This is a genomic window from Shimazuella kribbensis DSM 45090, assembly GCF_000428065.1.
Classification (GTDB): domain Bacteria; phylum Bacillota; class Bacilli; order Thermoactinomycetales; family Thermoactinomycetaceae; genus Shimazuella; species Shimazuella kribbensis.
This window is the reverse complement of the sequence record NZ_ATZF01000006.1, coordinates 1-24,527: the sequence shown is the minus strand read 5'-3', so window position 1 is coordinate 24,527 and position 24,527 is coordinate 1. Positions and strand designations below refer to the sequence as shown.

The 24,527-nt window shown below is 39.9% G+C and carries 27 protein-coding genes; 21 read left to right on the top strand and 6 right to left on the bottom strand.

Annotated elements, in window-relative coordinates; genetic code table 11:
* Positions 1-46: 46 nt before the first annotated feature.
* From A3GQ_RS0110405 to A3GQ_RS0110325, 17 genes are all read left to right on the top strand, one after another.
* On the top strand, positions 47-637 hold the full coding sequence (locus A3GQ_RS0110405) for a hypothetical protein (protein WP_156877655.1): 591 nt from the start codon (positions 47-49) through the stop codon (positions 635-637).
* 390 nt (positions 638-1,027) lie between these two features.
* Complete coding sequence (locus A3GQ_RS25665; RefSeq protein ID WP_051271583.1) at positions 1,028-1,822, top strand: FadR/GntR family transcriptional regulator; 795 nt, start codon at positions 1,028-1,030, stop codon at positions 1,820-1,822.
* The gene (locus tag A3GQ_RS0110395) at positions 1,815-2,081 is read left to right on the top strand and encodes a (2Fe-2S)-binding protein (RefSeq protein ID WP_028776994.1); all 267 of its coding nucleotides are present in this window, start codon (positions 1,815-1,817) and stop codon (positions 2,079-2,081) included. The genes A3GQ_RS25665 and A3GQ_RS0110395 overlap by 8 nt, the downstream gene beginning before the upstream one ends.
* Before the next feature lie 2 nt (positions 2,082-2,083).
* Positions 2,084-2,416 carry a (2Fe-2S)-binding protein gene (locus A3GQ_RS0110390; protein ID WP_028776993.1) on the top strand — a complete coding sequence of 111 codons (333 nt, stop codon included), beginning with the start codon at positions 2,084-2,086 and terminating at the stop codon, positions 2,414-2,416.
* Positions 2,413-3,648: an FAD-dependent oxidoreductase gene (locus A3GQ_RS0110385; protein WP_245596770.1), complete on the top strand. Its 1,236-nt coding sequence runs from the start codon at positions 2,413-2,415 to the stop codon at positions 3,646-3,648. Before A3GQ_RS0110390 ends, A3GQ_RS0110385 begins: the two co-directional genes overlap by 4 nt.
* Positions 3,649-3,665: 17 nt before the next feature.
* Entirely contained in the window at positions 3,666-4,844 is a 1,179-nt protein-coding gene (locus A3GQ_RS0110380) for an NAD(P)/FAD-dependent oxidoreductase (RefSeq protein ID WP_028776991.1), read from the top strand.
* 2 nt (positions 4,845-4,846) lie between these two features.
* The gene (locus A3GQ_RS0110375; protein WP_028776990.1) at positions 4,847-5,848 is read left to right on the top strand and encodes a 4-hydroxyproline epimerase; all 1,002 of its coding nucleotides are present in this window, start codon (positions 4,847-4,849) and stop codon (positions 5,846-5,848) included.
* Between the two features lie 95 nt (positions 5,849-5,943).
* Positions 5,944-6,807 carry a 4-hydroxy-tetrahydrodipicolinate synthase gene (dapA, locus tag A3GQ_RS0110370; RefSeq protein WP_028776989.1) on the top strand — a complete coding sequence of 288 codons (864 nt, stop codon included), beginning with the start codon at positions 5,944-5,946 and terminating at the stop codon, positions 6,805-6,807.
* Positions 6,808-6,887: 80 nt separating this feature from the next.
* Entirely contained in the window at positions 6,888-8,012 is a 1,125-nt protein-coding gene (locus A3GQ_RS0110365; RefSeq protein WP_028776988.1) for a branched-chain amino acid ABC transporter substrate-binding protein, read from the top strand.
* Between the two features lie 83 nt (positions 8,013-8,095).
* On the top strand, positions 8,096-8,995 hold the full coding sequence (locus A3GQ_RS0110360; protein WP_028776987.1) for a branched-chain amino acid ABC transporter permease: 900 nt from the start codon (positions 8,096-8,098) through the stop codon (positions 8,993-8,995).
* 4 nt (positions 8,996-8,999) lie between these two features.
* Entirely contained in the window at positions 9,000-9,980 is a 981-nt protein-coding gene (locus A3GQ_RS0110355) for a branched-chain amino acid ABC transporter permease (protein ID WP_051271579.1), read from the top strand.
* Positions 9,967-10,734: an ABC transporter ATP-binding protein gene (locus tag A3GQ_RS0110350; RefSeq protein WP_028776985.1), complete on the top strand. Its 768-nt coding sequence runs from the start codon at positions 9,967-9,969 to the stop codon at positions 10,732-10,734. Before A3GQ_RS0110355 ends, A3GQ_RS0110350 begins: the two co-directional genes overlap by 14 nt.
* A 1-nt stretch (position 10,735) precedes the next feature.
* Positions 10,736-11,449, top strand: a complete 714-nt coding sequence (locus A3GQ_RS0110345) for an ABC transporter ATP-binding protein (RefSeq protein WP_028776984.1) — start codon at positions 10,736-10,738, stop codon at positions 11,447-11,449.
* A 20-nt stretch (positions 11,450-11,469) separates the two neighbouring features.
* Entirely contained in the window at positions 11,470-12,900 is a 1,431-nt protein-coding gene (locus A3GQ_RS0110340; protein WP_028776983.1) for an aldehyde dehydrogenase family protein, read from the top strand.
* Between the two features lie 196 nt (positions 12,901-13,096).
* Positions 13,097-13,507: a hypothetical protein gene (locus A3GQ_RS0110335; protein ID WP_028776982.1), complete on the top strand. Its 411-nt coding sequence runs from the start codon at positions 13,097-13,099 to the stop codon at positions 13,505-13,507.
* 185 nt (positions 13,508-13,692) lie between these two features.
* On the top strand, positions 13,693-14,811 hold the full coding sequence (locus tag A3GQ_RS0110330) for a deoxyribonuclease IV (RefSeq protein WP_028776981.1): 1,119 nt from the start codon (positions 13,693-13,695) through the stop codon (positions 14,809-14,811).
* A gap of 136 nt (positions 14,812-14,947) precedes the next feature.
* On the top strand, positions 14,948-15,508 hold the full coding sequence (locus A3GQ_RS0110325; protein WP_028776980.1) for a hypothetical protein: 561 nt from the start codon (positions 14,948-14,950) through the stop codon (positions 15,506-15,508).
* 226 nt (positions 15,509-15,734) lie between these two features.
* On the opposite strand, the gene A3GQ_RS0110320 is transcribed toward A3GQ_RS0110325, so the two are convergent.
* The gene (locus A3GQ_RS0110320) at positions 15,735-16,190 is read right to left on the bottom strand and encodes a GNAT family N-acetyltransferase (RefSeq protein ID WP_028776979.1); all 456 of its coding nucleotides are present in this window, start codon (positions 16,188-16,190) and stop codon (positions 15,735-15,737) included.
* Between the two features lie 336 nt (positions 16,191-16,526).
* A complete protein-coding gene (locus A3GQ_RS26935) occupies positions 16,527-16,673 on the bottom strand; it encodes a hypothetical protein (protein ID WP_169818281.1) in 147 nt (48 codons plus the stop codon).
* Positions 16,674-17,002: 329 nt separating this feature from the next.
* Here A3GQ_RS26935 and A3GQ_RS0110310 point away from each other — a divergent pair, with 329 nt between their 5' ends.
* Together A3GQ_RS0110310 and A3GQ_RS0110305 are read left to right on the top strand one after the other, a co-directional pair.
* Positions 17,003-17,377 carry a hypothetical protein gene (locus A3GQ_RS0110310; protein WP_028776978.1) on the top strand — a complete coding sequence of 125 codons (375 nt, stop codon included), beginning with the start codon at positions 17,003-17,005 and terminating at the stop codon, positions 17,375-17,377.
* 449 nt (positions 17,378-17,826) lie between these two features.
* A complete protein-coding gene (locus tag A3GQ_RS0110305) occupies positions 17,827-18,420 on the top strand; it encodes a hypothetical protein (protein WP_028776977.1) in 594 nt (197 codons plus the stop codon).
* A gap of 172 nt (positions 18,421-18,592) precedes the next feature.
* On the opposite strand, the gene A3GQ_RS0110300 is transcribed toward A3GQ_RS0110305, so the two are convergent.
* Positions 18,593-19,981, bottom strand: coding sequence for a helix-turn-helix domain-containing protein (locus A3GQ_RS0110300; protein WP_156877653.1), 1,389 nt, complete (start codon positions 19,979-19,981; stop codon positions 18,593-18,595).
* A 459-nt stretch (positions 19,982-20,440) separates the two neighbouring features.
* On the opposite strand from A3GQ_RS0110300, the gene A3GQ_RS0110285 reads away from it, so the two are divergent.
* On the top strand, positions 20,441-20,752 hold the full coding sequence (locus tag A3GQ_RS0110285; RefSeq protein ID WP_028776975.1) for a hypothetical protein: 312 nt from the start codon (positions 20,441-20,443) through the stop codon (positions 20,750-20,752).
* Between the two features lie 510 nt (positions 20,753-21,262).
* Here A3GQ_RS0110285 and A3GQ_RS0110280 read toward each other — a convergent pair.
* Positions 21,263-22,147 carry a VOC family protein gene (locus tag A3GQ_RS0110280; protein WP_028776974.1) on the bottom strand — a complete coding sequence of 295 codons (885 nt, stop codon included), beginning with the start codon at positions 22,145-22,147 and terminating at the stop codon, positions 21,263-21,265.
* Positions 22,148-22,478: 331 nt separating this feature from the next.
* Here A3GQ_RS0110280 and A3GQ_RS26930 point away from each other — a divergent pair, with 331 nt between their 5' ends.
* A complete protein-coding gene (locus A3GQ_RS26930) occupies positions 22,479-22,673 on the top strand; it encodes a hypothetical protein (protein WP_156877652.1) in 195 nt (64 codons plus the stop codon).
* A gap of 489 nt (positions 22,674-23,162) precedes the next feature.
* Here A3GQ_RS26930 and A3GQ_RS0110275 read toward each other — a convergent pair whose 3' ends face one another.
* Both A3GQ_RS0110275 and A3GQ_RS26205 read right to left on the bottom strand, forming a co-directional pair.
* Entirely contained in the window at positions 23,163-23,582 is a 420-nt protein-coding gene (locus A3GQ_RS0110275; RefSeq protein WP_028776973.1) for a hypothetical protein, read from the bottom strand.
* Between the two features lie 719 nt (positions 23,583-24,301).
* Positions 24,302-24,527, bottom strand: a 226-nt coding sequence (locus A3GQ_RS26205; protein ID WP_083964185.1) for an IS3 family transposase, incomplete at its 5' end; no start/stop codon positions are given.

Sequence of the window (24,527 nt, the reverse complement as noted above, 5' to 3'; positions counted from 1 at the left end):
GTATAAATATAGTCCTACTAAACCCACTCTACCGAAAGGTATGGAGATGGCTGAGTCCAACAACTCGACTACCTACGAACTGAACACGGATCATAGCCCGGGAGGCGCTGTGCGCAACCTGGTGAACCTTCTCGGAGCGGACATCTCGCGTGAGCAGCTGTTCGCTGGCCTCCAACACATCGAAGAGCACAACGATCCTTCTGAAGACTGCGTCGCGTTCATTCAGATCGTGACGCAGCAACTCGAGTCCAAGGAGCCCAACCAGCTCCCCAGCTTCGAGCTCCTTCGGAAGCTCGCTGCCATCAAGACAGGCCTGAAAGAATTCGCTTCTGTCGGGCGCAACACGGCGCACGTCGAACAACTCGAGGGAATGATCGGGTGCTTCGTATTCGGAGCTCTCTACTTTCTTCCGAAGCTGTACGGAAGGAAGGGCGCTCGCATCAATTTCCCGACATGGATGCTGAGTAAGGACTTCCTGCACGTTGTGGCGCATCGACGGCATCTGAGCAAGAAGGCCTACAACACCCGTCAGCGGCTCTGGAATGAGCTGCTCGATCTGTGGAAGCAGATTCCGCTCACCAATGCTAAGGATGTGGAGGACTTCCGCGAGATCGTGGCTCCCGAACCCAGGTCGTAGGAGTCTGGGCGGTCAGTAGAACGAATACTGATCCGCCCGCCGAATATTATAGGTGACAACATAGATAAGACTATCAACAGATAGTCTTTTTCCATTTTGATGGAATGCTATATTATTTGAAAATGAACAGTTTGAGTATGAAATGGTGATCCGATCAAGGGAGTAAAGCCTATAGCGTAAATGCTATGGGCTTTTGCATTTGTCTTTATAGGTGCATTTTGAATATCATTTCTAAATTTAAATATAATCTTGTCAAATAAAATCCTTTTTGCTATACTCAGCTTACAAATAAAAGGTAATACCTTTATATGATTAAAGATTTTAATCTTTTACAATATATTTGTTTTTTAGATACCGTTTGTTTCTGTTAATTGTAAAGAGGTGAATAAAATGAAAGCGGATTCAAACAGGGATTCTCTAGGGAAAATTTTTACGGAAGTAAGCCCGGTTCGAGGTTTTGAGGACATTGCGGTCCAGATCAAAGAGGCGATTTTGCAAGGTCATTTAAAAGTGGGAGATCGACTGCCAAATGAAAGAGAATTAGGTACTTTGTTTAACGTGAGTAGACCAACTGTTCGGGAAGCTATTCGCTCGTTAGAAGCGACAGGAATAGTAGAAGTACGAAGAGGAGTGTACGGTGGTATTTTCATAACAGAGCCAAAAGCGGATCAGGTTGGCAAAGCATTGGAGGCATTGTTGCGATTTCGGGGTGCTACAGTAGGAGAATTAGTAGAGTTTCGAAGCACCTTTGAAGCGGAAACAGCATATTTAGCAGCAAAGCGAGCTACGTTTGAGCAAGTAGAAACTTTAACCAAACTAGCAAATGCAGTAAAAGAAGTTGCTAGTTTACCAGAAGAACCTTGGGAAAAATTTATTGAACTAGATATCGCTTTTCATGAAGAAGTTGCATCAGCATCTCAAAATCAAATTCGCGTTGCGATTATGATGGCGATTCAGGGCGTATTTCATGAGACCTCTTTATTGTTGGAAAAAGTAGATGAAGTAGCATGGCGGACAAGACAAGCAAGTGACTTAATTGGTATTGCTAAAGCTATCAAAGAGCGAAATCCTGAGTTGGCACGCAAACGGATGGCAGAGCATGTTCAAAGAAATATAGAGGCAGATGTCGTAAAAGAATGGACAATCCCAGATCAGGTGAGCGATGAGGTGAGGGACAATGAGTAATTCCATTATTGTGTGCAGATGTGAAGAAGTAACCGTAGAAAATTTGGAAGATGCTTATCATACTGGGGCAATCACTTCTCGTCAGATTAAGATGAAAACAAGAGCTACGATGGGTGCTTGTCAAGGGAGAGTTTGTAGAAACTTAGTGGATCTTTGGATGGGAAATAAGAATCCACTCGCTTCCAAAGGAGTAGAACAATTATCTTATCGACCTCCTGTTCGGCCTATCACTTTTGGAGAATTAGCAGGGGAGGAATAGATATGTCCAAACTTCGTATCGTAAATCATCCGCTGATAAAGAAGGGAGAGCAAAAACGAATATCGTTTACTTTTAATGGCGAGTCATTGGAAGGATTAGAAGGTGAACCAATTGCGGCTGCACTACTTGCTCATGGAATTCGAATTTTACGTAGACATGAGGAATCTGGATCAAATCGTGGGCTTTATTGTGCGATAGGACACTGTATGGAGTGTCGCGTTGATGTACAAGGAAAAGGACAAGTCCGTGCTTGTTTGACTCCTATTGTGGAAGGAATGGAAGTCGTAGAAGGAAAACAGTTAGAAAATAAAATCACAGGGAGGGAAGCTCCATGATGGAAAAACAGTATACGGATGTGCTGATCATTGGAGCAGGTCCAGCTGGATTAGCAGCAGCGACAAACCTTTTTGAAAGCGGTTTCAAAATAACGATATTGGACGAGTTTCCGCATCCAGGTGGTCGATTGCTGGGGCAATTTCATGAAGAATCCGATGGTTCATGGTGGATTGGCCGACAAGTTGCTTCCGAACTGGTAGAGATGACGAAGCAACCGAATATTTCTCTTCAATGTGGTGTTTCTGTTTATGGATTAAAGCAAATATCAGAAGGTTGGGAAGTCCTGTCCTCAGTCGGGACTATAGAGACAAAATATTTATTATTGGCTACAGGAGCAGCGGAAATTCCAGTTCCGCTAGAAGGTTGGACACTACCGGGTGTAATGTCGATCGGTGCTGCGCAAGTTTTGACAAATGTTCACATGGTAAAGCCAGGCGACCGAGGAATTATTGTTGGAGTAAATGTTTTAGGTCTAGCAATTTCCAGAGAATTAGCTGTTGCTGGAGTAGACTTAGCCGGAATTGTACTTTCGCCAAACAATCTATTTTCGGGTGAAAATGCAAATCCAGTTGAGGCAATAAATTTATTAATGAGTCTTTCCCACTTAGCCCCTTCCGCATGGATGCGATTGGGTGGATCATTGGCGCAAAAGATGAAGATGGGGAAATGGGTCTCTACTTTTTTTCCGCGCCAAGGTATGAATGTTTGGGATATCCCACTTCTATTAAAAACTACCATTTCCTCTATTCAAGGGAAAAAATCAGTAGAATCAGTAGTTTTAGCAGATGTGAATAGCAGTGGACAAATCATAGCTGGTAGTGAACGCGAAGAAAAGGTAGACTTTGTTGCCTTGGCTGGAGGCCTATATCCATTAGCGGAGTTGGCTGCGGTTGCTGGATGTTCTTTTCTCTATCTACCAGAGTTAGGTGGAAATATACCTTTACATAATGAGCAAATGAAGACTCCTTTATCTAATCTTTATGTGGCTGGTAACATTACGGGGGTAGAGGGAGCACAAGTTGCGATGGCTCAAGGAAAACTTGCTGCACGGTCTATTGGTAATGATGCAGGGTTATTAAAAAATGGCAGGGAGAAAATAGCAGAAGCGATGGATGAAGTACATCAAGTTAGAAAGACCGCCACGATTCAATTTCATCCAGGGATTATCGCTGCTCGAAAACGTGTTTATGAGATGTATGATTCCTTACAAAAAGAAAGCTTGACTTCTTAAAAGTAGGTGAAAGCGAGATGGGTAATGAGACAGCTGATGTAGTAGTAATTGGTGGCGGGATAATTGGTATGGCTACGTCCTACTATTTATCGAAACTCGGCTTGGATGTTGTCGTTGTCGAAAAAGGAGAAATAGCAGGCGGAACTTCTTCCAAATGTGATGGAAATATATTAGCAATCGATAAAGAACCAGGTTTTGATAGCCAAATGTCTTTAAAGTCACAAGAACTCGTGACAGAGTTAGTGAAAGAATTAGATGAAGAATTTGAATACCGAGCACCTGGAAGCATATTGGTCTGTGAAAACGAAGAAGAAATGGTTGCTGCAAATGCATGGGTAGAACACCAGAAGCAAGCAGGGCTTCCTTTCCGAATGTTGGATCGCAACGACATTAAAAGTGAATGGAAGTATATGGCGGATGATATTTATGGTGGATTAGAGTGTGCGACCGACTCTACTGTAAACCCAGTTTTGTTTACGTATGCACTGGCTGTAACTGCAAAGCGATTGGGAGTTAGATTGAAAACACATACAACCGTAACGAAGATTCGTTTAGATGCGAATGGTGCGGTAGAGGGTGTCGAAACTTCTTCTGGCTTGATATATACCAAACAAGTCGTTAATGCTGCCGGCGTCTGGTCCAAGCATATTGGTCAAATGGTCGGAATTGAGGTTCCTATTGAGCCACGAAAAGGACATATTTTAGTATCTTCTCGTACCAAGAGTATCGGAACACGAAAAGTGATGGAATTCAGCTACTTGATGAGTAAATTTGGGAAAGAACGAAAGGTAGATGAAGAGACCGAGAAATACGGTGTGGCTCTTGTATTTGAACCCACTGCATCTCAAAACTTTTTAATTGGAAGTAGCCGAGAGTTTGTCGGTTTTCAAACCCAGATCAATGTAGATGTCATTCGATGTATTGCAAGACGTGCCATTCGTTTTTTTCCAGTGATGAAAGACATACCTATTTTACGGAGCTATTGTGGTTTGAGGCCTTGGACACCTGATCATTTGCCTATTGTTTCGCGAGTAGAAGAAGTCCCTGGATTTTATATTGCGGCAGGTCATGAAGGAGATGGCATTAGTTTAGCAGCGATTACAGGCAAAGTGATGAGTGAATTGATCACAGATCAAAAAACAACCATCACAACTGATCCATTGCGTTATGATCGTTTTCAAAAGACGGAGGTTTGAACATGAAAATATCCAAACTCATTTCTACTATTGATACGCATACAGGAGGGAACCCAACACGTACTGTTACAAGCGGGGCACCTACTTTGGTTGGTAAAACGATGACCGAGAAAATGGTGTATATGAAAGAACATCATGATGACTTTCGAAGATTGTTGATGTATGAACCACGTGGACATGGTGTAATGTCAGGCTGTATTTTAACAGAGCCATGCGACCCAACAGCAGATATAGGAGTTGTTTTTATCGAAACAGGTGGGTATTTGCCAATGTGTGGCCATGACACGATTGGGGTATGTACTGCATTAATCGAGGCGGGAATATTTCCAGCTAACAAAACACATTTGCGATTGGATACACCAGCTGGAATAGTCGATGCGAATCTTACGATAGAGGATGGCAAAGTTACACGCGTTACGTTTACCAATATTCCATCCTTTATGTATCAGAAAGATGTGAGTGTAGATATAGCAGAACTCGGATCAATCACGCTTGATATTGCTTATGGTGGTAATTTTTATGCTTTGGTAGATGCGAAACAGGTTCAGTTGAAACTTACTACCGATCATGCGCCAGAAATTGTCCGGAAGGCAATCCTTATTCGCGAAGCAATCAATAGAAAGATAGAAGTAGTTCATCCTGAAAATCCAGTCATTCGTGGGCTTACTCATGTAGAATTTTATACAAATGCGGTATCCCGTGAGGCAGATTGTAGAAATGCTGTTGTCATACCTCCTGGAGCGATCGATCGATCTCCATGTGGAACAGGAACATCAGCGAAAATTGCTACGCTCTATGCAAGGGGCGAACTGGCGATAGGACAAGAGTTTATACATGAAAGTATTGTTGGTTCGCTCTTTTATGCGAAGGTACTGTCTGAAACAAATGTAGGAAATGTACCTGCGATTATTCCACAAATCTCGGGTTCTGCTTGGGTCACTGGTTTTCATCAATTTGTCATTGATCCTAGCGATCCGCTTCTAGACGGTTTTCTCATTCTTTAAGACGAAAATTGGATGATCCATTAAGGGGGGTGAGGCATTTTCACGTATTCTTATTTGCTCACAGACCATTTACAACATGATTAGGAGGAAATAAAATGACACGTTTTGCTGGAGTTTATGTTGCGATTGTTACCCCTTTTACAGAAGAGATGGAAGTAGATTATGGTTGCTTGCGAGAGCATGCCGATTGGCTGATTGAAAACGGAGTGCATGGTTTGATTCCGATGGGTACAGTTGGAGAATATGCAACCTTGGATGACGCCGAAAGGGAAAAAGTTGTCGAAACCATCATAGAAGCTGTAGCTGGTAGAGTTCCAGTAGTAGTAGGTACGGGTTCCCCTTCTACAAAGAAAGCCGTTCATTGGGCTGAGCATGCCAAAAAAGCAGGTGCAAGTGGAATTATGGCATTACCTCCTATTAATTATAATCCTACCCGTCATGAAATCATCGAATTTTATCAAACGTTATCCAATGTTGGTCTTCCTATTATCGCTTATAATAATCCATTCGATACCAAAGTGGATTTAAAGCCAGATTTGCTTGCGGAGTTATGTAAAATTGAAAATTTCGTAGCGATAAAGGAGTTTTCGGGAGATATTCGCCGTATTCATGAAATCTATGAAAAGACGGATCTAGAAGTGCTTGCAGGGGCAGATGATTTAGCATTAGAGGGTCTATTGGCAGGGGCGACAGGCTGGATTGCTGGTTTTACCAATTCCTATCCCAAAGAAAGTGTGGATTTGTTTGCTCTCGCTACTTCTGGCAAAGTAGCAGAAGCTACCGAATTGTATCGTCGTTTGCTACCTTTGTTTCGATACGATTCAACACCGCGCTTGGTACAATCCATTAAATATTCATTGAAGTTAGTTGGTAAACCCGTTGGTAAAGCACGTGCCCCGCGTCTAGACCTAACAGAAGAAGAAAAATCAAATATTGAGCAAGTTAGCAAATTAATCTAACTCTATCCTATTATACTATCCTATGTGTCCATTTCCATGGGATAGTATACCAAATCAACGAAACATAGGAGGAATACAAAATGAAAGCGCATTCAAAAATCGCAAGTATCCTACTAGTTTTGTCCTTTCTCTTTCTTACAGCATGTGGAAGCGGAAATGGAAATGAAATTGTAATTGGTGTGATTTCCCCAACAACAGGTCAAAGTGCCAAAATGGGTCAAGATATGAACAATGCTATTCAGATGGCAGTAGATGAAATAAACGGCAAGGGCGGGGTGAACAACAAAAAAATCCGGCTTGTATTTGCAGATGATGCATGTGATCCTCAAGCTTCCACAACGGCTGCGAATAAATTGGTTTCGGAGAATGTTTCTGCTGTAATCGGGGGCTATTGTTCCAGTGCGGTATTACCTGCTTCTGGTGTGTTCAACTCTGCCGGAATTCCAATGGTTGTTACGGCAGCCAATTCGGAAAAAATTCCCGAAAATAACTATAAAAATATTTTTCTTTTAAACAGTACAGCAAGTGCTCAAGCACAAACTGCAACAAATTACATGATTTCCAACTTAAAAGGAAAAAAGATTGCCATTCTCAATGATAATACTGCTTATTCGGTTGATCTTGCAGAACGGACTAGAGACGCGATTCAAAAAGCAGGTGGACAAGTCGTTTTATACGAATCCGTTGATCCAAATGCATCTGACTTTAATTCCGTGTTAACAAAAGTGAAAAGCAAAACACCTGATGCTACATATTGGACAGGTTATTACGCAGCAGGTGGATTATTGATAAAACAATTTAAACAACAAGGGGTAAGCGGTTCGTTCGGTGTAGCGGACGGCTCAGTAGACCAAACATTAATTAAAATTGCTGGGGAAAATAATGCAGAAGGTGTTTTTGCCACGATGAGTCCATTGCCTCAGTTTATCCCTGGAGCGAAAAATTGGTCAAAAGATTATGAAACAAAATTCAAACAAGCGCCAGGTCCTTACTCTGCTCTTTCGTATGATGGGATGCGCTTAATCATTCATGCCCTAGAGCAAGCGAAATCGGATGACCCAAATGCAATTACGGGTGCGATAGCCAAAACAAAAGGTTTTGCTACCTTTGCTGGGCCAGTCGAATTCAAAGCAAATGGTACGTTAACAAAGTCTAACTTCATTATGATTGGTGTAAAAAATGGTCAGTTTGAAATGGTGAAATAATTCCACCACATAAATAAGCAATGTACAACTGGATCCCAAACCTATTTTGGGATCACAACCCTTCTCAAGGGAGTGAATACACGATGGATATATTTTTACAACAAGTAATAAATGCATTAGTCGTAGGTACCTTCTATGGGCTCATCGCCTTGGGCTATTCTATGGTTTACGGGATTATTCGTTTACTCAATTTTGCTCATGGCGATTTATTTATGTTAGGTGCTTTTGCCGGATTTTCGGTTTTATCTTTATTTACCGGTCAAGTTGGCTTTATAGGTATTGGGCTGGCATTAATTGTATCTGTATTGGTTGTAGGGTTGATCGGGTTAGGTGTAGAACGAATTGCTTACCGACCGCTTATTAAGAAAAAATCACCGAAATTAAATCTACTTATCACGGCAGTAGGTGTGTCTTTAGCTATTGAGTATGCGGTCATGTTGAGTTATGGACCTAGCTTCCGTGTTTACCCCATTCAACTTCCGAATACTGGATTTCATATTGGTGATGTAAAGATTACCTATATCCAACTCGGAATTATTCTCTTCACTATTTTGATTATGATATTCCTTCAATTATTTATTCATAAAAGTATTTATGGAAAAGCAATGCGCTCGATTGCAATAGATGATACTGCTACTTCTTTGATGGGAATACCTGTCCATCGATTTATTGGCCTTACTTTTTTTATGGGATCTGGATTAGCCGCGGTAGCTGGTGTGATGGATGGGATTTATTATGGTCAGATCAACTTTTTAATGGGATTTCTTTTTGGTTTAAAAGCATTTACTGCTGCTGTAATCGGCGGGATCGGAAGTGTGAATGGTGCAATGCTAGGAGGTCTTGTTCTTGGCATTGTCGAGACATTGGGTACTGTTTATGTTGGAGGAGAATGGAAAGATGTATTTGCCTTCGGTATTCTCATTCTATTCCTTGTGCTAAAGCCAACAGGGTTACTTGGTGAAGCAGTAAACGAGAGGGTGTAGGTAGATGAATACTCCTTTTTTGAAAAATAAATCATTCCTATACATCTTATTGTTTATCGTGATGATTGCCATTCCTTTGATTACCAATCGATACTGGACGGATGTTGCTAGCACAGCTATGTTTTATATCCTTTTAGCATTAGGTTTAAACATCATCGTTGGTTATGCTGGGCTCTTGGATTTAGGATATTCTGCATTTTTTGCGGTCGGAAGTTATACTACGGGGATTCTCACAACACAGTTTGGGGTATCCTTCTGGATCTCGATTTTTCTTGGGGCTATTTTTGCAACAGTATTAGGCGTATTAATCGGTATCCCCACGTTACGTTTACGAAGTGATTATTTAGCTATTGTAACATTGGGATTTGGAGAAATCATTCGACTCATAGCAAACAACTCCAAATTTACAGGTGGAGCATCGGGTATATATGGAATTCCAAAACCAAAGATTGGTTCTTTTGTGTTCCAAAGTAATGTGCTCCTCTACTATTTAATGTTTATCTTCGTGCTTCTAGCTATCTTTGTCATCTGGAGATTGGGGAACTCACGGGTTGGAAGAGCATGGAAATATATTCGAGAAGATGAAGATGCAGCAGAAGCTATGGGAGTAAATGGACTTTATTACAAATTACTCGCTTATGGTTTAGGAGCGATGTTTGGTGGATTAGCTGGCTCCCTATTTGCTGTGAAGATGTCTGCTATTGCACCAGAGAGTTTCGGTTTTATGCAGTCTGCGATGATTTTGTTGGCTGTCGTATTGGGTGGGATCGGCCGCATATCTGGCGTTATATTGGGTGCAGTACTCGTTATCTTACTCCCAGAAGCAATGCGAAGCTTCTCCGATTGGCGTATTTTCCTCTTTGGGGTTTTGCTTGTTCTTACGATGATTTTTAGACCGAATGGGCTGTGGCCATCGAAAAAGGAAACAGAAGAGATGGATGATCCAGAACCTTTGAAAGGGGGGAGCAAAAGTGTCGTTAGTTGAGGTGGACGAAATTGAGCTGCGATTTGGTGGATTGGTAGCGGTTGGCGATGTTTCATTTCAAATTGAAGAGAAAAATGTAGTTGGTTTAATTGGTCCTAATGGTGCTGGGAAGACTTCCATGTTTAATATGATTACTGGTTTTTATAAGCCGACAAAAGGCAAAATCATTTTTTCAGGAACCAATATCGTAGGCAAAAAACCAAGTAAAATCACACAGCTAGGAATGGCACGGACCTTCCAAAATATTCGTCTCTTTCCTTCGCTCACTGTGCGTGAGAATGTGATGAGTGGGATGCATAGTAAAACATCACAAGGAATATGGGGAGCTGTTTTGCGAACGGCCAAACAACAAAAAGAAGAAAAAGAAATTTTAGAAATTGCGAATGATTGCTTATCCTTTGTAGGCATAAAGAAATATGCAGGTAGATTAGCCAAAAATTTACCTTATGGAATCCAAAGAAGAGTAGAAATTGCCCGTGCATTAGCGACCAAACCAAAACTATTGTTATTGGATGAACCAGCTGCTGGACTCAATTTATCGGAAAGAAAAGAGCTAATTGACCTAATTTTACGGATAAAAGAACATTTTCAACTGACGGTTTTACTTATTGAACATGATGTAGGACTAGTGAGCGAAGTTGCTGATAAGATCGTCGTGTTGGATTATGGTCGCAAAATAGCAGAAGGACTACCAAATGAAGTACTGGCCAATCCACGTGTGATCGAAGCCTATATTGGAAAGGATGACGATTGATATGACGCCGATCCTAGAATTTAGCAACGTGGATGCTTTTTATGGGAAAATACATGCGCTGCAAAATGTCAGTTTTACGGTGAAAGAGGGGGAGATCACCGCACTATTGGGTAGTAATGGCGCAGGGAAAAGTACCATTTTGAAAGCAATTTCTGGTCTAGTACAGGTTCGATCAGGAACCATTCGCTTTATGGGTGAAGTAATTCATCAAAAGCTCCCTCATGATATCGTCAGTCAAGGGATCATCCAAGTACCAGAAGGTAGGCGGATTTTTGGGTCGATGACCGTTTTAGAAAATCTAGAGTTAGGTGGTTTTACGCAACGAAAAGATCATCGTTTTTTGAAACAGACCCTAGAACTGATATTCACTTTGTTTCCACGATTAAAAGAGAGAGCCAAGCAAAAAGCAGGTACACTGTCTGGTGGAGAACAACAGATGGTTGCGATTGGTCGAGCACTAATGGGGAAACCAAAATTGCTTATGTTGGACGAGCCTTCCATGGGATTGGCTCCGATTGTGGTGAAAGATATTATGAAAATTATTTCCCAAATCAACCAACAAGGCACAACGGTTTTATTGGTAGAACAAAACGCTCGGGCTGCCCTAAAACTAGCTCATACTGGCTATGTAGTCGAAACAGGTGAAATTACGTTATCTGGATCGACCGAGCAGTTGTCCCAAGATCATAATATTATTCATGCTTATTTAGCATAGATACAACAGAGGTGAACATCATGGAGACAAAAAATTGGATTGGCGGCGAGTGGATGAAACCAAATGGAGGAGAAGTAATCATTCATAATCCATCTAATTTGGAGGAAGAAGTGGGAGTACTTTACTGCTCAACGGAAGATGATGTACGTCAAGCAGGAGAGGCGGCAAAAAGAGCTGCCAAAAGTTGGGGCAGATTATCTGGTTCTGCAAGAGGAGAACTTCTTTACACCATTGCCGACACTTTGCAACATCAACTAGAAGAAGTAGCCACATTAGCTAGTCGTGAGATGGGCAAACCGATTACCGAAATGAAGATGGAAGTGATGAGAGGTGTTCAACTCCTGCGTTACTATGCGGGAGAAGGGGTACGAACCAATGGTAGTATCATTCCCTCTGCACAACCCGATACTCTGCAATATTCTAAGCGAGTTCCTTTAGGTGTAGTTGGGCTGATCACTCCATGGAATTTTCCAGTAGCTATTCCAATCTGGAAATTAGCTCCTGCTCTTATTTGTGGAAATACGGTGATTTGGAAACCTGCGGAATACGCTTCCCTCACTGCTACGAAGCTGGCGCAAATTTTCGCAGAAGCAGGACTGCCAGATGGCGTTTTAAATCTAGTAATCGGGAAAGGAAGAGTTATTGGGAATATACTAGTAGAAGAATTGGAAATAGACGCGATCAGTTTCACTGGTTCTACCGCTGTTGGAAAGCAGATAGCGGCCAAATGTGCCAAACGCAACATCAAATACCAGACCGAAATGGGTGGGAAAAACGCTGCGATTGTTTGTCGTGATGCAAATTTAGATGAAACTGTACCCATTCTGTTAAGTGGAGCCTTTCGTTCAGCCGGACAAAAATGTACGGCAACCAGTCGTGTTATTGTGGATAAAGCAATTTGGGAACCTTTCCTATGGGCGATCCGCAAGGGTATGTCAAGTGTAAAACTCAGCAATGCACTTGATCCACAAGCTTACCTTGGACCAGTCGCATCCAAAGATCAGTACCATACTGTTCAATCCTTTGTTGATTTGGCCCGCAAAGATGCAGAAATTGTAGTAGAAGGGACCATAAATCAAAAAGAAGATGGTTATTATATTCCGCCTATCGTTGTAAAAGGAGTAGATGCAAACCATACATTAGTACAAGATGAAATCTTCGGTCCTTTTATTAGCCTTCTACCTGCTGAAAATTTTGAGGAAGCAATCGATCTATGTAATCGATCGATCTATGGATTAAGCGCATCTATTTTTACCCAAAACTTAAATCATGCTTTTCGTTTTCTAGAGGAAGCAGAAGCCGGGATGGTTCGGGTCAATCAAGAGACCGCTGGAGTGGAATATCAGGCTCCCTTTGGTGGGATGAAAATGTCTAGTTCTCATACCCGTGAACAAGGAACTGCTGCCCTTGATTTTTATACCCAGATCAAAACTTGTGCGATTCGTTATTGATAAAGAAGATGGTTGCTAGATGTAGGAGAAAAAAAGAACAAATAGAAAGACACCTGATAGGATAGAGAGATAGATATCATTAGGTGTCTTTCTATTTGTTGATTTAAGGTTCATTTATATGTAAATAAATGTGATTATTGTGATTACAAAAAATTATATAATAATAACATCCAAATTATAGGGAGTGAGTCATCTTATGGGAATTTCATTAAAGTTCATTGGTATTATTGCGACTACAGGTGCATTATTGTTTGGGGGGATCAGCTTTCCTCAAACAACAAAGGCACAACCGAATTGTTATGCAAAAGGTAGTGTAAATGTTTCTTCTAGTAAAGCATCTGAGGACATTTCTTTTCAGGCTAATGGGGATTTTCAGCCCAAAATAGACCTTACCTTTTACGGAGATAAAAATGGATCTGCTGATGCTACGATTAACCAACCAGACGGCTTAATGGTAGGCTACAAATCGTTTAATTATACAACAAATAAACAAACTAAAACGCTTGTGTTATCGGATAAAAAATTAAAAAAAGGGAGCTACAAGCTTTATTTTACTAATGGTGGAGATAGAACCTTACATATTACCTCGTATTGTATTTATGGCTAATATATAAGATGTGGATAAAAAAGGAACCTATCAATGGATTGGTTCTTTTTTATGTGTTGTGATAAAACATAAGAGGTAGGAATTTTGCAAAGAACAGTCAAAATTAACGATGGAGGATGTTGGATTACCTCATAACATCATTTACAAAAATAGGATTTATTTCTAAATCAAAGGGGTTTGGACGCATGTTAAAAATAGGGTCACATGTATCGTTCTCAGGTAAAGGCTTGTTAAATGCAGCAGAAGAGGCTGTTACGTATGGTTCCAGTACATTTATGATCTATACAGGAGCACCACAAAATACACGACGCAAAGCGATCGAGAAGCAATTTGTACCAGAAGGGAAAGCAATAATGCAAGAACATGGCATCGAGGAGATCGTGGTTCATGCACCTTATATTATCAATTTAGGAACATACAAAGACGATAAATTTGAGTTTGCCATTCGTTTTTTACAAGAAGAAATACTGCGAACTAACTATATAGGGGTGAAAAATATTGTCCTTCATCCCGGTTCCTTTACTGATAAAGATGCAGAATATGGAGTTGCGCGAATAGCCGAAGGTTTAAATGCAGTACTTAAAGGAATAAAGGATACGGAAGTAAACATTGCTCTGGAGACAATGGCTGGTAAAGGATCAGAAGTGGGTCGATCATTTGAAGAAATCGCACAAATTATAGAGAAAGTGGAAGATAATCGCAGGATAACTGTCTGCATGGACACTTGTCACCTTCATGAATCAGGCTATGATATCATTCACGACTTTGATGGAGTATTAGAGAAGTTTGATAGTCTTGTTGGCCTAGATCGCTTGGCTGTTGTCCATCTGAATGACAGCAAAAACTTCCGTGGAGCAGGAAAAGACCGTCACGCTCCTGTCGGTGCAGGATTGATTGGATTTGAAGCGATGAACTATATCGTTCACCATGAAAAAATCCGTCATCTCCCAATGGTGTTGGAAACTCCATGGATTGGGAAAGAAAAAGGCAAAGAATCCCCAATGTACAAGGCTGAAATTGCCCTACTTCAAGGGGAGATCGAACAAAGATTTGGATCAGCTTTTCTAGAGGATGTTGATCAACTGGGTTACTTCTTTAACAAAAAAGAAATCAACCCTCGTGAATTTGTTGTACAAACATGGGAAACACTCAAAACAGATGCCAAAGCCAAGAAAGCAGACAGCCGTGAGCCTATCGTGCGTTTGTACGATATGGTCAGAGAGGACAAGCTGATGGAAGATTTGAGCGAAGAAGAAGTAAACCATCGTTTGATAGCTTGTTTAGCTAAGAAGAATGTAGAGTAATGCTACACCCTATCTGTATAAGGAAGTATTACTGATGAGAGTCATCCTTATGGATGACTCTTTTGTATATGGATTAGTTTACTAAATTCTGTATGTTATAATAGAATCACGGTTTCTGGTTTGGAGGAAATGAAAAATGCTTTTGGGCTACACCAACGACGGCGATGTCGAGAAGGCATACTCCCTGAAGGCTGGGTACGTCGTAGAGGTCACGGGACTTCGCGCGATCGCTTCGGAAGCAGCTCTCCGAATTCTCAAGCAGGGAACTCTCCGAATTCTCAAGCAGGGAGTTCTCCAGATTCTCAAGAAGGGAATCTTGGAATACAAGAAGGAGCGGGCTGTCGAAGTCGCCAAGAACGTGGTGTATGGGACTGTGCGCAAACAGCAGGCTGACCCCGCAGAGATCTCGGATGTCTTGGATGCAGTTGTGCTCCTTGGAATCCTCGATGCGGCACTCATTTATTCCCTGAAGGCTGGGTACGTCGTAGAGGTCATGGGGCTTCGTGCGGTTGCTTCTGAAGCAGCTCTCCGGATCCTTAAGCAGGGAAGCTCGGAAGATCGGAAGAAGCGGGCGGTCGAAGTCGCCGAGAGCATGGTGTATGAGGCATTGCGCGAACAGCAGACTAACCCCTCGGATGACTTGGGTGCAGTTGTGCTCCTCGGAATCATGGATGCGGCACTCGTCTGTCGTGCCTGAACTTCTCGCCTGAGTTCTCTCCGAACTCAGAAAACCGTTTGTCAGGCAACGCTAGTACAGGTTGTCTGGCAACGGATATGAATAATATGTTTAATATATAAATAGAAAAGAACCGATCCTTTCACTGATCGGTTCTTTTCTATTTAAAGGCGACAAAGGGACGGTTCTCTTGTCGCATAAGAAATTTAAAAAAACGCCTGATCGGAAATGGTTTAGTTGTATTTTTTTAATCCAAAGTTAATTCATAATGATCACTGTGGACATCTTTTTTATATCTGATGGACTCATACAAACTCTTTGCCTGATGATTGGTAACTGCTGTTTCGAGTATTATTCCTTTGGCGCCAGTTTCGATTGCAAAGTTTTTGGCTGTCTCCATTAATTTCTTTGCAATTCCTCTATTTCGTGCGGAAGGATCCATAAATAAATCGTTTAAAATCCATAGCTTTTTCATCGAAACCGAGGAAAAAGAAGGATACAACTGGACAAACCCTAATGGGATATTATCCTGCTCCAAAGCCAAAAAAATCACGGATTGGTTGTTTTTCATTCTTGCTTGAATGAATCTTCTCCCATTCTCGAAATCCGAAGCTTGTTCATAAAAGACGCGATACTGATCAAACAACTGTGCTACAAGATCCAATTCCTCTAATGTTGCTTTTTTTATGATATATTTTGCCATATTCGTTTTCACTACCTTTTTCTCTGTTTGCAAAACAAGATGTCTTGTTCCTGCTTACAGTTTTTATTAACAATCTCATTTGTAGTCTTTAGTAGCAAGTTTACAAGAGGAAACGGAAGATAGGAAGAGGAAATCTCGAAAATGGTTTTTAAAAAATAAGTACTCAGCTCTAATATCTTTATACAAATGAAATCGATTAAGATCCAGCATATCTCCATAACGTTAACTTATTTTCAAAAAAGGTAAGTACATACTTGTTTCGACCATTACAAGTGAGGATAACTCCGTTCCAATAGCTATTTCTCCTATCAGATACAGATAGTTACTCGAACAGTTCTAATTTACTAAGATGGTAAGAAAAATCCCGTATCCATCTATTTTTTTATATCGAGCAATATAAAAACGTTCATATCCGTTTTCTGAAGGATCAAAATGTGAAAATTGCCCGATGATCGCTGTTTGGCCATCATTATTTAAATCCACTACTTCCACATGAAACATATACAAATAAACTGGAGTTATTTCTGTTAAAATTCGTTTTGCTTCCAGTAATCTTGGGTTTGCATTACGTTAGAGTAAGGTATAGGAAATTCATCCTATTCAGCCTCTTTATATGCATTAAAAGTTGGATCAGTCGTTATATGCATCCCTATCTCAAATGATTTCCTTTTGTCTATCTTAAGGATGGTTGCAAACAGTATAAAAAGCAAAATAGTAGTAATCGAAATGGTGAAGTCTCATATTGAATATATTGAAAGGAGAAGAAAATGTTATGATGAGTGTAACAGCAAGTTGATCCCCGAGGAGTCAAAATGGGAAAGCGTCGCAAGCACCTGAAGGCCATCGCTCTGTTCCTGTCTGTACTGGCCCTTCTGGTCGGTACATACAAGATCGCTGAGCATCTCACTGAAAAGGAAAGTTACCGAGAGGGCTATACCTTCGGTTACGTCGAGGGTCACACCAATGGCTATATCAGAGGTGTAGACTTGGATGGAAAGTCGGAGCCGAACTGTGAGATCGAATACGGCAATGGCCTGTACGCTGACGTTCACTGCTATCACACCATCAACGGGAAGCGATACCACAATGGTTGGGCCTGGCCTGACGAGAGCTATGTCGGCCCTGGACCGGATGGCGTACCCGCTACCAGTGGTCCCAATGCCCCCAACGCCCCCAACGCCAAGTGACAGAGAGCTTGACACCTGACGGCGGAACCTTGCTCTAGCACCTGAGGGTGTACCACGACCGCTGGATTATTCTCGCATAATCCAGCGGTCGCCTGCGTTTCGGGTTATGAAATATAAGCGAGAGACAAGGGGACGGTTCTCTTGTCGCATGAACAGAAGTTACATTTATTGGATAGATAAAGAGCGGTTTTTCTTCACTGTATGTATAAACAGGAGAAATAGATATCTTCAACCAAGATTTATGCTAACGAAAAATGATGATTGCAAAAAGAATAAAAAGCATAACAGTAGTAATGATAGCTTAGTGACACAGGGCACAGTTCTCTTGTTATGCATTTAAATAATCGAGATGGATTAATATCTGATTTAATGAAAAGATGAAAAGCTAAAATATTCTTTGACTAAACGACTGCGGTCGCCTGTGTCTACATGCTAGACACAGGCGACCGATGGAACAACCCCTACAGCGTGAAGTTGCTCACGATCCTTCCCCTCTTCAGGTTGAAGATCCAGGCCCGGAACCAGCCGTACTTGCCGTTGTACCGCTTCTGGAAGTACTTGCCGTGCTTCCAGTTCTTCGCGAGTACCGAGACTGCACATCCACACATCGCACCTTTGATTTTATAAAACTTATCGAGTCTTCAAGTAATAAGGAAATTCCTTTTATCGATGATTGTTATGCTTTGAACGTTTGTTCTGCTAAAACTGTATATGCCTATTACTATTATGATTTTCCAGTAGTAGCTCTTCATAACAAAACTGATTTTGAAGTATTTCAAGATAAAGCTTTCCATACATCCCCTATCAGAGGAAGTCATGCCTTTGCTATTTGGAAAGATCATATTTTATTTGGACATGGCTATAGAGACAGAGGAAAACTGCATCTTTATTCAAAGAAAGATAGGAAGGTTCAAACCTATATTCCAGTGAATGAAGAGAATAGAGTTATACCATATGATTATGCGATTGGACGAGCACACAAGTTTTTGCTGGTTTGTAAAGATGATATATATGAGGTTGATATGCGGGATATGGTGGTGTAGGTTTGCATAACTATGTTCATAATTTCCGGGCGCGAACGGATTCTTGAATCAAAACAAAATCCAGTCTAGGCTATTGATCCTGACTGGGTTTTGTTTTGATTTTTGGTTTTAAGTATTATATATGATCTAGGGAAATATTTTAGAGTAATAATATTTTTCATTGTTTCATCGTTTAAACATCAGGTGGCTCTGCTTCTAAATGTATTGGAATTCTGTAATTCTGATGGAAAGTCATACTTTTCTCACCACCTATCCATAGTTTTAATGATAATTGATGGAATTGTTCTACATATTTTCCATAAAGATCTGGATTATCCTGCTTACATGTTACTGCTAGTTTCATCAAAATATCCCATTCATGTTGGGTATAAGAATGTGTTTGTGCAATGGACAGTGCCATTTCATATTGACATTGTGCTTTGGTTAACTTTTGTTGTTGAAGGTAACAATTTCCTAAAGCGATTAAAGCACTCATCAGGCGAAGGTTATCTTTTGTTTCTTTTCCTAGTTCGACAGCTTGCACTAACGATTTCTGTGATTTCTGAATATCTGTTAATTCTAAGTATAACAAACCCAATTGGGTGTAGGTAGAGACAGCAAGGGGAAGGTATTGTATTTTCTCTTTAAGTTTTAAAGCAGTTTTGAGACAATGTTTGGCATTAGCAAAAGATCTTTTTTTTCGGTAACTCTCACCCTTAGTTGTCCATAATTCAAATGTTCGATCATAGAGCTTGTCCAGACGAGCGAGGATTACTCCTTCTTCTGCAATTTGAATAGATTGATCATAGAGTCCAAATTTATTTAGCAGAGTTGCATGTAACTGAACAAGATTAGTTTTTGCTTCAGTACTGGCAGTAATAAAAGGTTTGTTTTTTAGTTCCTCTGTAATTCGAAATGCTTCCTCATTTTGATTTAGTTTTTCTAGGTATATAGCTTTACTCAAAAGCAAGCTATACTTTAGATAACTGCGCTCAACGCCTTCTATAAAGCTCTCCTCTCCTAATTTAATAAAAGTTAGTGCTTGTTTTAACTTACCTTGTTTTCCGAACAAACGACCTAAAACATAATAACTAATAGATTTAATATTAGTATCATTTGATGTTTGGAATTGATCAGCAAAGCGAATTGCTTTCTCATAAAATTCTTGTGCTTTCCCCCAACTCTGTTTTGCCTCATAAATTAAACCTTGCAAATAATAATATTCTCCCAATAGATGATTATTTTTATCTAAATTAATTGTATTCAATTCTGCCCATACTTCTGTTGTTCCAACTAAATGAATATCATGCTCAATCGTTTTTAAAAGCAATCGAATATCCACCTGATTATCCATTTCTACTTGATTGTTTTCTAACAACACTTCCACATCCAACCCCAAAAACTCACAGACCACCTCAAAATTATCCCTAGCTACTTGATAGGCGCCACGTTCGATTTTGCTGATTAATGAGGGAGACAGATCAAGGGATAAAGCCAAATCTTCTTGTGTGATCCTTCGTTGTTTCCTCGTTTTGCGGATCTTTTCGCCCAGTTCATACGAAACAAATACAGATGCTTTCATCCGATATGCAAATCCTCCTTTTGTCACCAATTGAAAAATCGTAATCAAGTTTCTTTCCAAACAAAAGAAAATTAGAAAAATATAAAATTAATTCCAATATTGGTAAAAATCATTGTACTATTTTATGCTTGGCAAAGAAAGGATTTTGCGAGAAAGGAGAGAGACTTGATGGATTTATTGCTCAAAATCGAAGGACAAGAGGAGGCAGTACGGAACTCTATTACCTTTATGAAAACCAATGAACGCTATGCTACCTATGCGAGCGCAAGATATTAACTCTCACCAAACAAAGATATCGTAGAGTTTGTATTTGATGAGAATCAAGCTGGAAGTGGGGGAAGCGAAGGAAGTACAGATCATGCAGATCGGAAGAGACATGGAGAAAAACCGTAAAATGAAAAAATAAGTAACAAATTTAGGATTGATTGAAACGGAAAGGAATCCGGGAGGAATTTGATTTTGTTAACGATGATACTAAGCGGTGAACTCCATCAGGTAGAAGCATTTGTCACTCATTTAAAAACACAACCTTATTTTACGAAGATTTCGGAAGTGGAGATAGAGACAGGAAAAAGAAAACTGCAATTTACCACAAATCTATTAAAACCAACACAATTGCAGATAGCACAAGTAGAGCTGGTAACTTTGGATGAGCAAGTTATCCAGATTGAATTGCTTCATCCAGTGGAAACAAGGATTGGTGAGCATACACGACAAATAGCAGGGTCAAGCTATGACATATTTGCTATTCCAAAAAGTACTACTACTTAGAATTTATACAAATACTCAAACAAGTATATGCATGGATAGAAATAAAAGAGAATAGTCGGTCTGTTCATAGGATATTGCAAAAGGATTTAAATGAGAGATGTATTCAAATAAAAAATAATGTTATCATGGATTTACATTGCAGGTCGATTTTCTGAGAGGCTGGCTGGTATGACTGCGTTCATTGCGGCATTTGTAGCTGCTGTGGTGGTCAGTGTGATTCGTGGCGAGAGTCACTGATCGAGATCCTTGCATGTCTCCTTTGGAGGCACCATGACCGTCTGATCATTTGATTTAGACGGTCAACCTATTTTGTGTACAAAAAGTAAAGGTTGTCCCTTCACTCGTGATATTACAAATACCATAATAAAACCCTCTTTCCAGATCTGTAATTGCTGATCGGGATTTTTTTATCCTTGCTTATTTATGGGCCTATGAATGCGGATTACATGATTGATAGCAGAAATAAAAAAAAGAGGGACCACTGGCCGCTCTTTCCTGTCATACTTATATTTACTTTCCGTTGTAGGCTCTTTCTAACTCCTCTATATCAAACTTTTTCATTTTCAAAAAAGCTTTCGTGAGGCGAGCGAGTTTTTCTTGATCATTCGTCTGCATTAGTTCGTCCATTTTTTTGGGAGAAACTTGCCATGAGAATCCATATGGATCTTTAACCCAGCCACATTGTTCGGCTTCTGGTACTGCAGAGAGTTTTTCCCAATAATAGTCGATCTCCTCTTGATTATCACAATTAACGAGAAAAGAGATTGCCTCGTTAAACGAAAATCCATGTGCATGAGCGCTGTCCATTGCCGAAAATTTTTTACCTTCCAGTGTAAACGCAGCAAATTTTAGAGTTCCTTCTGCATCAGGTTCTTCTCCTTTTTCGTAACGTGCCTTCGCATCAAAACTGGCTTGATTAAATACAGAGACATAAAAGTTAATAGCTTCTTCCGCTTTCCCACAAATATCACCAGTAAATAAAAGAGATGGGGTAATTTTTTGTGTTATCTCTTGGTCGATAAGCATGATTTGCCACGAAAGTCCGTATTTGTCTTGTAACCATCCATATCGATCACTAAATGGATAGGAGCCTAATGGCATTAGAGCTGCACCGTTTTCAAACAATCGATCCCACAACGAATCAACTTCCTCTGTAGTTCTGCAATGAACCATGAAAGATACAGAAGGGTTAAACGTAAAATAAGGTCCTGCATTAATCGCCATAAAATCTTGCCCAGCAAGTGCAAAGGAGACAATATCTGTATCACCTGATGGGGTATTATGCAAGGTAGTGATGTTGGTGATCTTGGAGTTATCTCCAAAAGCGGATACATAAAATTCAGCAGCTTCTTTCGCGTCTGTGTCGTACCATAAATGTGGAATGATTTTTTGCATGCTTTCGCCTCTTTCTTTTTCCATATTATAGCAAATAACAGAAAGTGAGTCGAACGTATATTTGGTGAAAATGAAAATATACAGATATAAATAAATAATAGCCAATAAGTAAACTTCGGATACTATCAAAGCTAAACGTACATTGAATTAGCCATTCCTGTATATGGGGAAAAATCAAAGAGCGACCATTGGCCGCTCTCAAGTGTCGTTTTATAGGCATAAAAACATGATTAGAGACAATTTGTCACAGATTGGTTGGATAGGTAGTTAAAATAATCGTGGAAAAATAATGGTTTTGCATTTCTCGTTTGGATAACCGAATGTTACGTATTTGGCTAATACAATGTGCTGTTCTACAACTGCTTATGCACTTGGTGGCGTGATAGCGGGAATTATTTTTCTTGGTTTCGAAAACGAGTCTGTTATCACTGCATTTAACTTTACGATAGGATTTAATATCTTATTAACGATGATTATGTTTTTCTTATTTCCGTTGCTTCAAGATAGAGAAGCGGGAAACAGATAAGTATAATTTGATTTCGAAATAAAACCTTAATTTTTCCTCGTTGTAGGGAATGGAGGTTTTTTGTATGACAGATAAGATACGATGTATTATTTTATGTGATATATCGTTAATGCCATAAAATAATACAATTTTTCCTTCATTCTACGTAAGAAGTATGATTATAAAATCGTTCAAGTATTAGGTTTAGAAGTCGAATTTTGAGAGAAGATTTTTAAGTACAGAAGTCGAACTGAGTGCCACAGGTGGTCGATATGTGGTTTTAGAGTAAAAAAAGGCGCTCATCTGAGCGCCTTGATACTATTTCGTCTATTACTAGAAAACTGTCGATTTCCAATTTCTTTGTATCTCATATATTCGTTCAGATACAAATCCATGGTTTCCTTTGGAACTCTTATACAATGTTTTCCCCATGTTTCTCATGGGAGTTCCCTCTATGACACATTATCTGTCTAAATATGAAGGGATAGTTCTTATCGAGTTCACTTCGGATTAACTTGGGTTCACATATACATTTAGTGTGGTACTAGATATGGGAGACCCAGAATTCTCAAATCGTAAATAATATTCGGAACCAGATACTGCACCGGAATAATAAAAATAATTGTATTTTTTGGATTCTTCATAGCAATAAACCGTTTCTGTAGCACGAGCACTCCATGATCCATTAATTTTACGAAATACGGTCATCTTTTGAGTGTCTCCGCTTGTATTTTGACAATAGACCTTAATCCCCAAACCACCACTATAATACCTGAACACACTCGTATCTTCCCAATAATGATAGGAATTCGTATGCTTATATTCATACGCTGCATACGTTTGATTCGCAGGTAAAAATGAAATGACCAAGGCAACAAGTGACAAAACTACAAACGCAAGAGATTTCTTTGGGCGTAACCTAGCTAACATAGTCAAATCCTCCTTTTGGTCTAATATTCTACTACGTGACCACAGTATACTTTCGCCTAATAAAAATAACAATATAAAAATTATTAATATTAACAAATCATTTACAATCCATTATCTTCAAGTTTATATTCGGACTAATAATTGGTAAAAAAGCCGAAGATCAAAATTGAAAACTAAACTAATTGAATTGTAATTTTAAAAAATTTTATATCTTTTTCAATCGATAGGGTGTTGTTGATTCTTTTTTTATCAAATAATTAGGCTAAAGTGAGTTACTCCTTGATATCAAACATAGTATCGTATTCACTTTGTTGACCTTTGATATACTCACGAATCGTTTCTCCATTTACTTTACTGCACCATATGATTGAAATGTAGAGTATGTGGATCGTGAGGGGTGATGGGCACAACGTCATTGTGATAACTACAGAGGGAGTAGGGAAGTGAACAGAGGACAGACTTCTTGTTATACACCTTAACTTTGGAATTTAAGTCCTCATTACTCCTGCGCAAGTGGTTTTGCCGGCATTATGGGCAACATGGTAAGTGCGAAAATAAGTGCACATTAATGGTTTATCTCTCTGAGGATTTCAGTCCAATTTTTAATCATTGGATTGAGGTAATTACGGAGTGCCTAGAAATAGATCATATAATTGAAAAAGACCAATTCCATTTTGGGATTGAACTTACCCCTGCCAAGTAGACAGTAAGAAAAAAGCCTAAGCGACCAATGTTCTCCGGTACTCTACTGGAGAACATTGGTTTAATCTTTTCTGGAAACGTTCATGGTTATAGAAGCCAATGTAATCTTGGACAGCTTGAAGAAGCTCCTGTTCTGTTTTACACTGGGAAAAGTACAACGTTTCTGTCTTCAAATGAGAGAAGAAAGACTCAATGCACGCATTGTCTAGGCAGTTTCCTTTGTGAGAGTGGCTGCCTACCATT

Coding starts and splice junctions, on each gene's coding strand:
- dapA (WP_028776989.1), top strand. CDS start 5,944: ATGACACGTTTTGCTGGAGTTTATGTTGCGATTGTTACCCCTTTTACA.
- A3GQ_RS0110275 (WP_028776973.1), bottom strand. CDS start 23,582: ATGTTAGCTAGGTTACGCCCAAAGAAATCTCTTGCGTTTGTAGTTTTG.
- A3GQ_RS0110355 (WP_051271579.1), top strand. CDS start 9,000: ATGAATACTCCTTTTTTGAAAAATAAATCATTCCTATACATCTTATTG.
- A3GQ_RS25665 (WP_051271583.1), top strand. CDS start 1,028: ATGAAAGCGGATTCAAACAGGGATTCTCTAGGGAAAATTTTTACGGAA.
- A3GQ_RS0110345 (WP_028776984.1), top strand. CDS start 10,736: ATGACGCCGATCCTAGAATTTAGCAACGTGGATGCTTTTTATGGGAAA.
- A3GQ_RS0110380 (WP_028776991.1), top strand. CDS start 3,666: ATGGGTAATGAGACAGCTGATGTAGTAGTAATTGGTGGCGGGATAATT.
- A3GQ_RS0110330 (WP_028776981.1), top strand. CDS start 13,693: ATGTTAAAAATAGGGTCACATGTATCGTTCTCAGGTAAAGGCTTGTTA.
- A3GQ_RS0110300 (WP_156877653.1), bottom strand. CDS start 19,981: ATGAAAGCATCTGTATTTGTTTCGTATGAACTGGGCGAAAAGATCCGC.
- A3GQ_RS0110340 (WP_028776983.1), top strand. CDS start 11,470: ATGGAGACAAAAAATTGGATTGGCGGCGAGTGGATGAAACCAAATGGA.
- A3GQ_RS0110280 (WP_028776974.1), bottom strand. CDS start 22,147: ATGCAAAAAATCATTCCACATTTATGGTACGACACAGACGCGAAAGAA.
- A3GQ_RS0110335 (WP_028776982.1), top strand. CDS start 13,097: ATGGGAATTTCATTAAAGTTCATTGGTATTATTGCGACTACAGGTGCA.
- A3GQ_RS0110310 (WP_028776978.1), top strand. CDS start 17,003: ATGGGAAAGCGTCGCAAGCACCTGAAGGCCATCGCTCTGTTCCTGTCT.
- A3GQ_RS0110360 (WP_028776987.1), top strand. CDS start 8,096: ATGGATATATTTTTACAACAAGTAATAAATGCATTAGTCGTAGGTACC.
- A3GQ_RS0110395 (WP_028776994.1), top strand. CDS start 1,815: ATGAGTAATTCCATTATTGTGTGCAGATGTGAAGAAGTAACCGTAGAA.
- A3GQ_RS0110325 (WP_028776980.1), top strand. CDS start 14,948: ATGCTTTTGGGCTACACCAACGACGGCGATGTCGAGAAGGCATACTCC.
- A3GQ_RS0110365 (WP_028776988.1), top strand. CDS start 6,888: ATGAAAGCGCATTCAAAAATCGCAAGTATCCTACTAGTTTTGTCCTTT.
- A3GQ_RS0110375 (WP_028776990.1), top strand. CDS start 4,847: ATGAAAATATCCAAACTCATTTCTACTATTGATACGCATACAGGAGGG.
- A3GQ_RS0110320 (WP_028776979.1), bottom strand. CDS start 16,190: ATGGCAAAATATATCATAAAAAAAGCAACATTAGAGGAATTGGATCTT.
- A3GQ_RS0110305 (WP_028776977.1), top strand. CDS start 17,827: ATGGAACAACCCCTACAGCGTGAAGTTGCTCACGATCCTTCCCCTCTT.
- A3GQ_RS0110385 (WP_245596770.1), top strand. CDS start 2,413: ATGATGGAAAAACAGTATACGGATGTGCTGATCATTGGAGCAGGTCCA.
- A3GQ_RS0110390 (WP_028776993.1), top strand. CDS start 2,084: ATGTCCAAACTTCGTATCGTAAATCATCCGCTGATAAAGAAGGGAGAG.
- A3GQ_RS0110405 (WP_156877655.1), top strand. CDS start 47: ATGGCTGAGTCCAACAACTCGACTACCTACGAACTGAACACGGATCAT.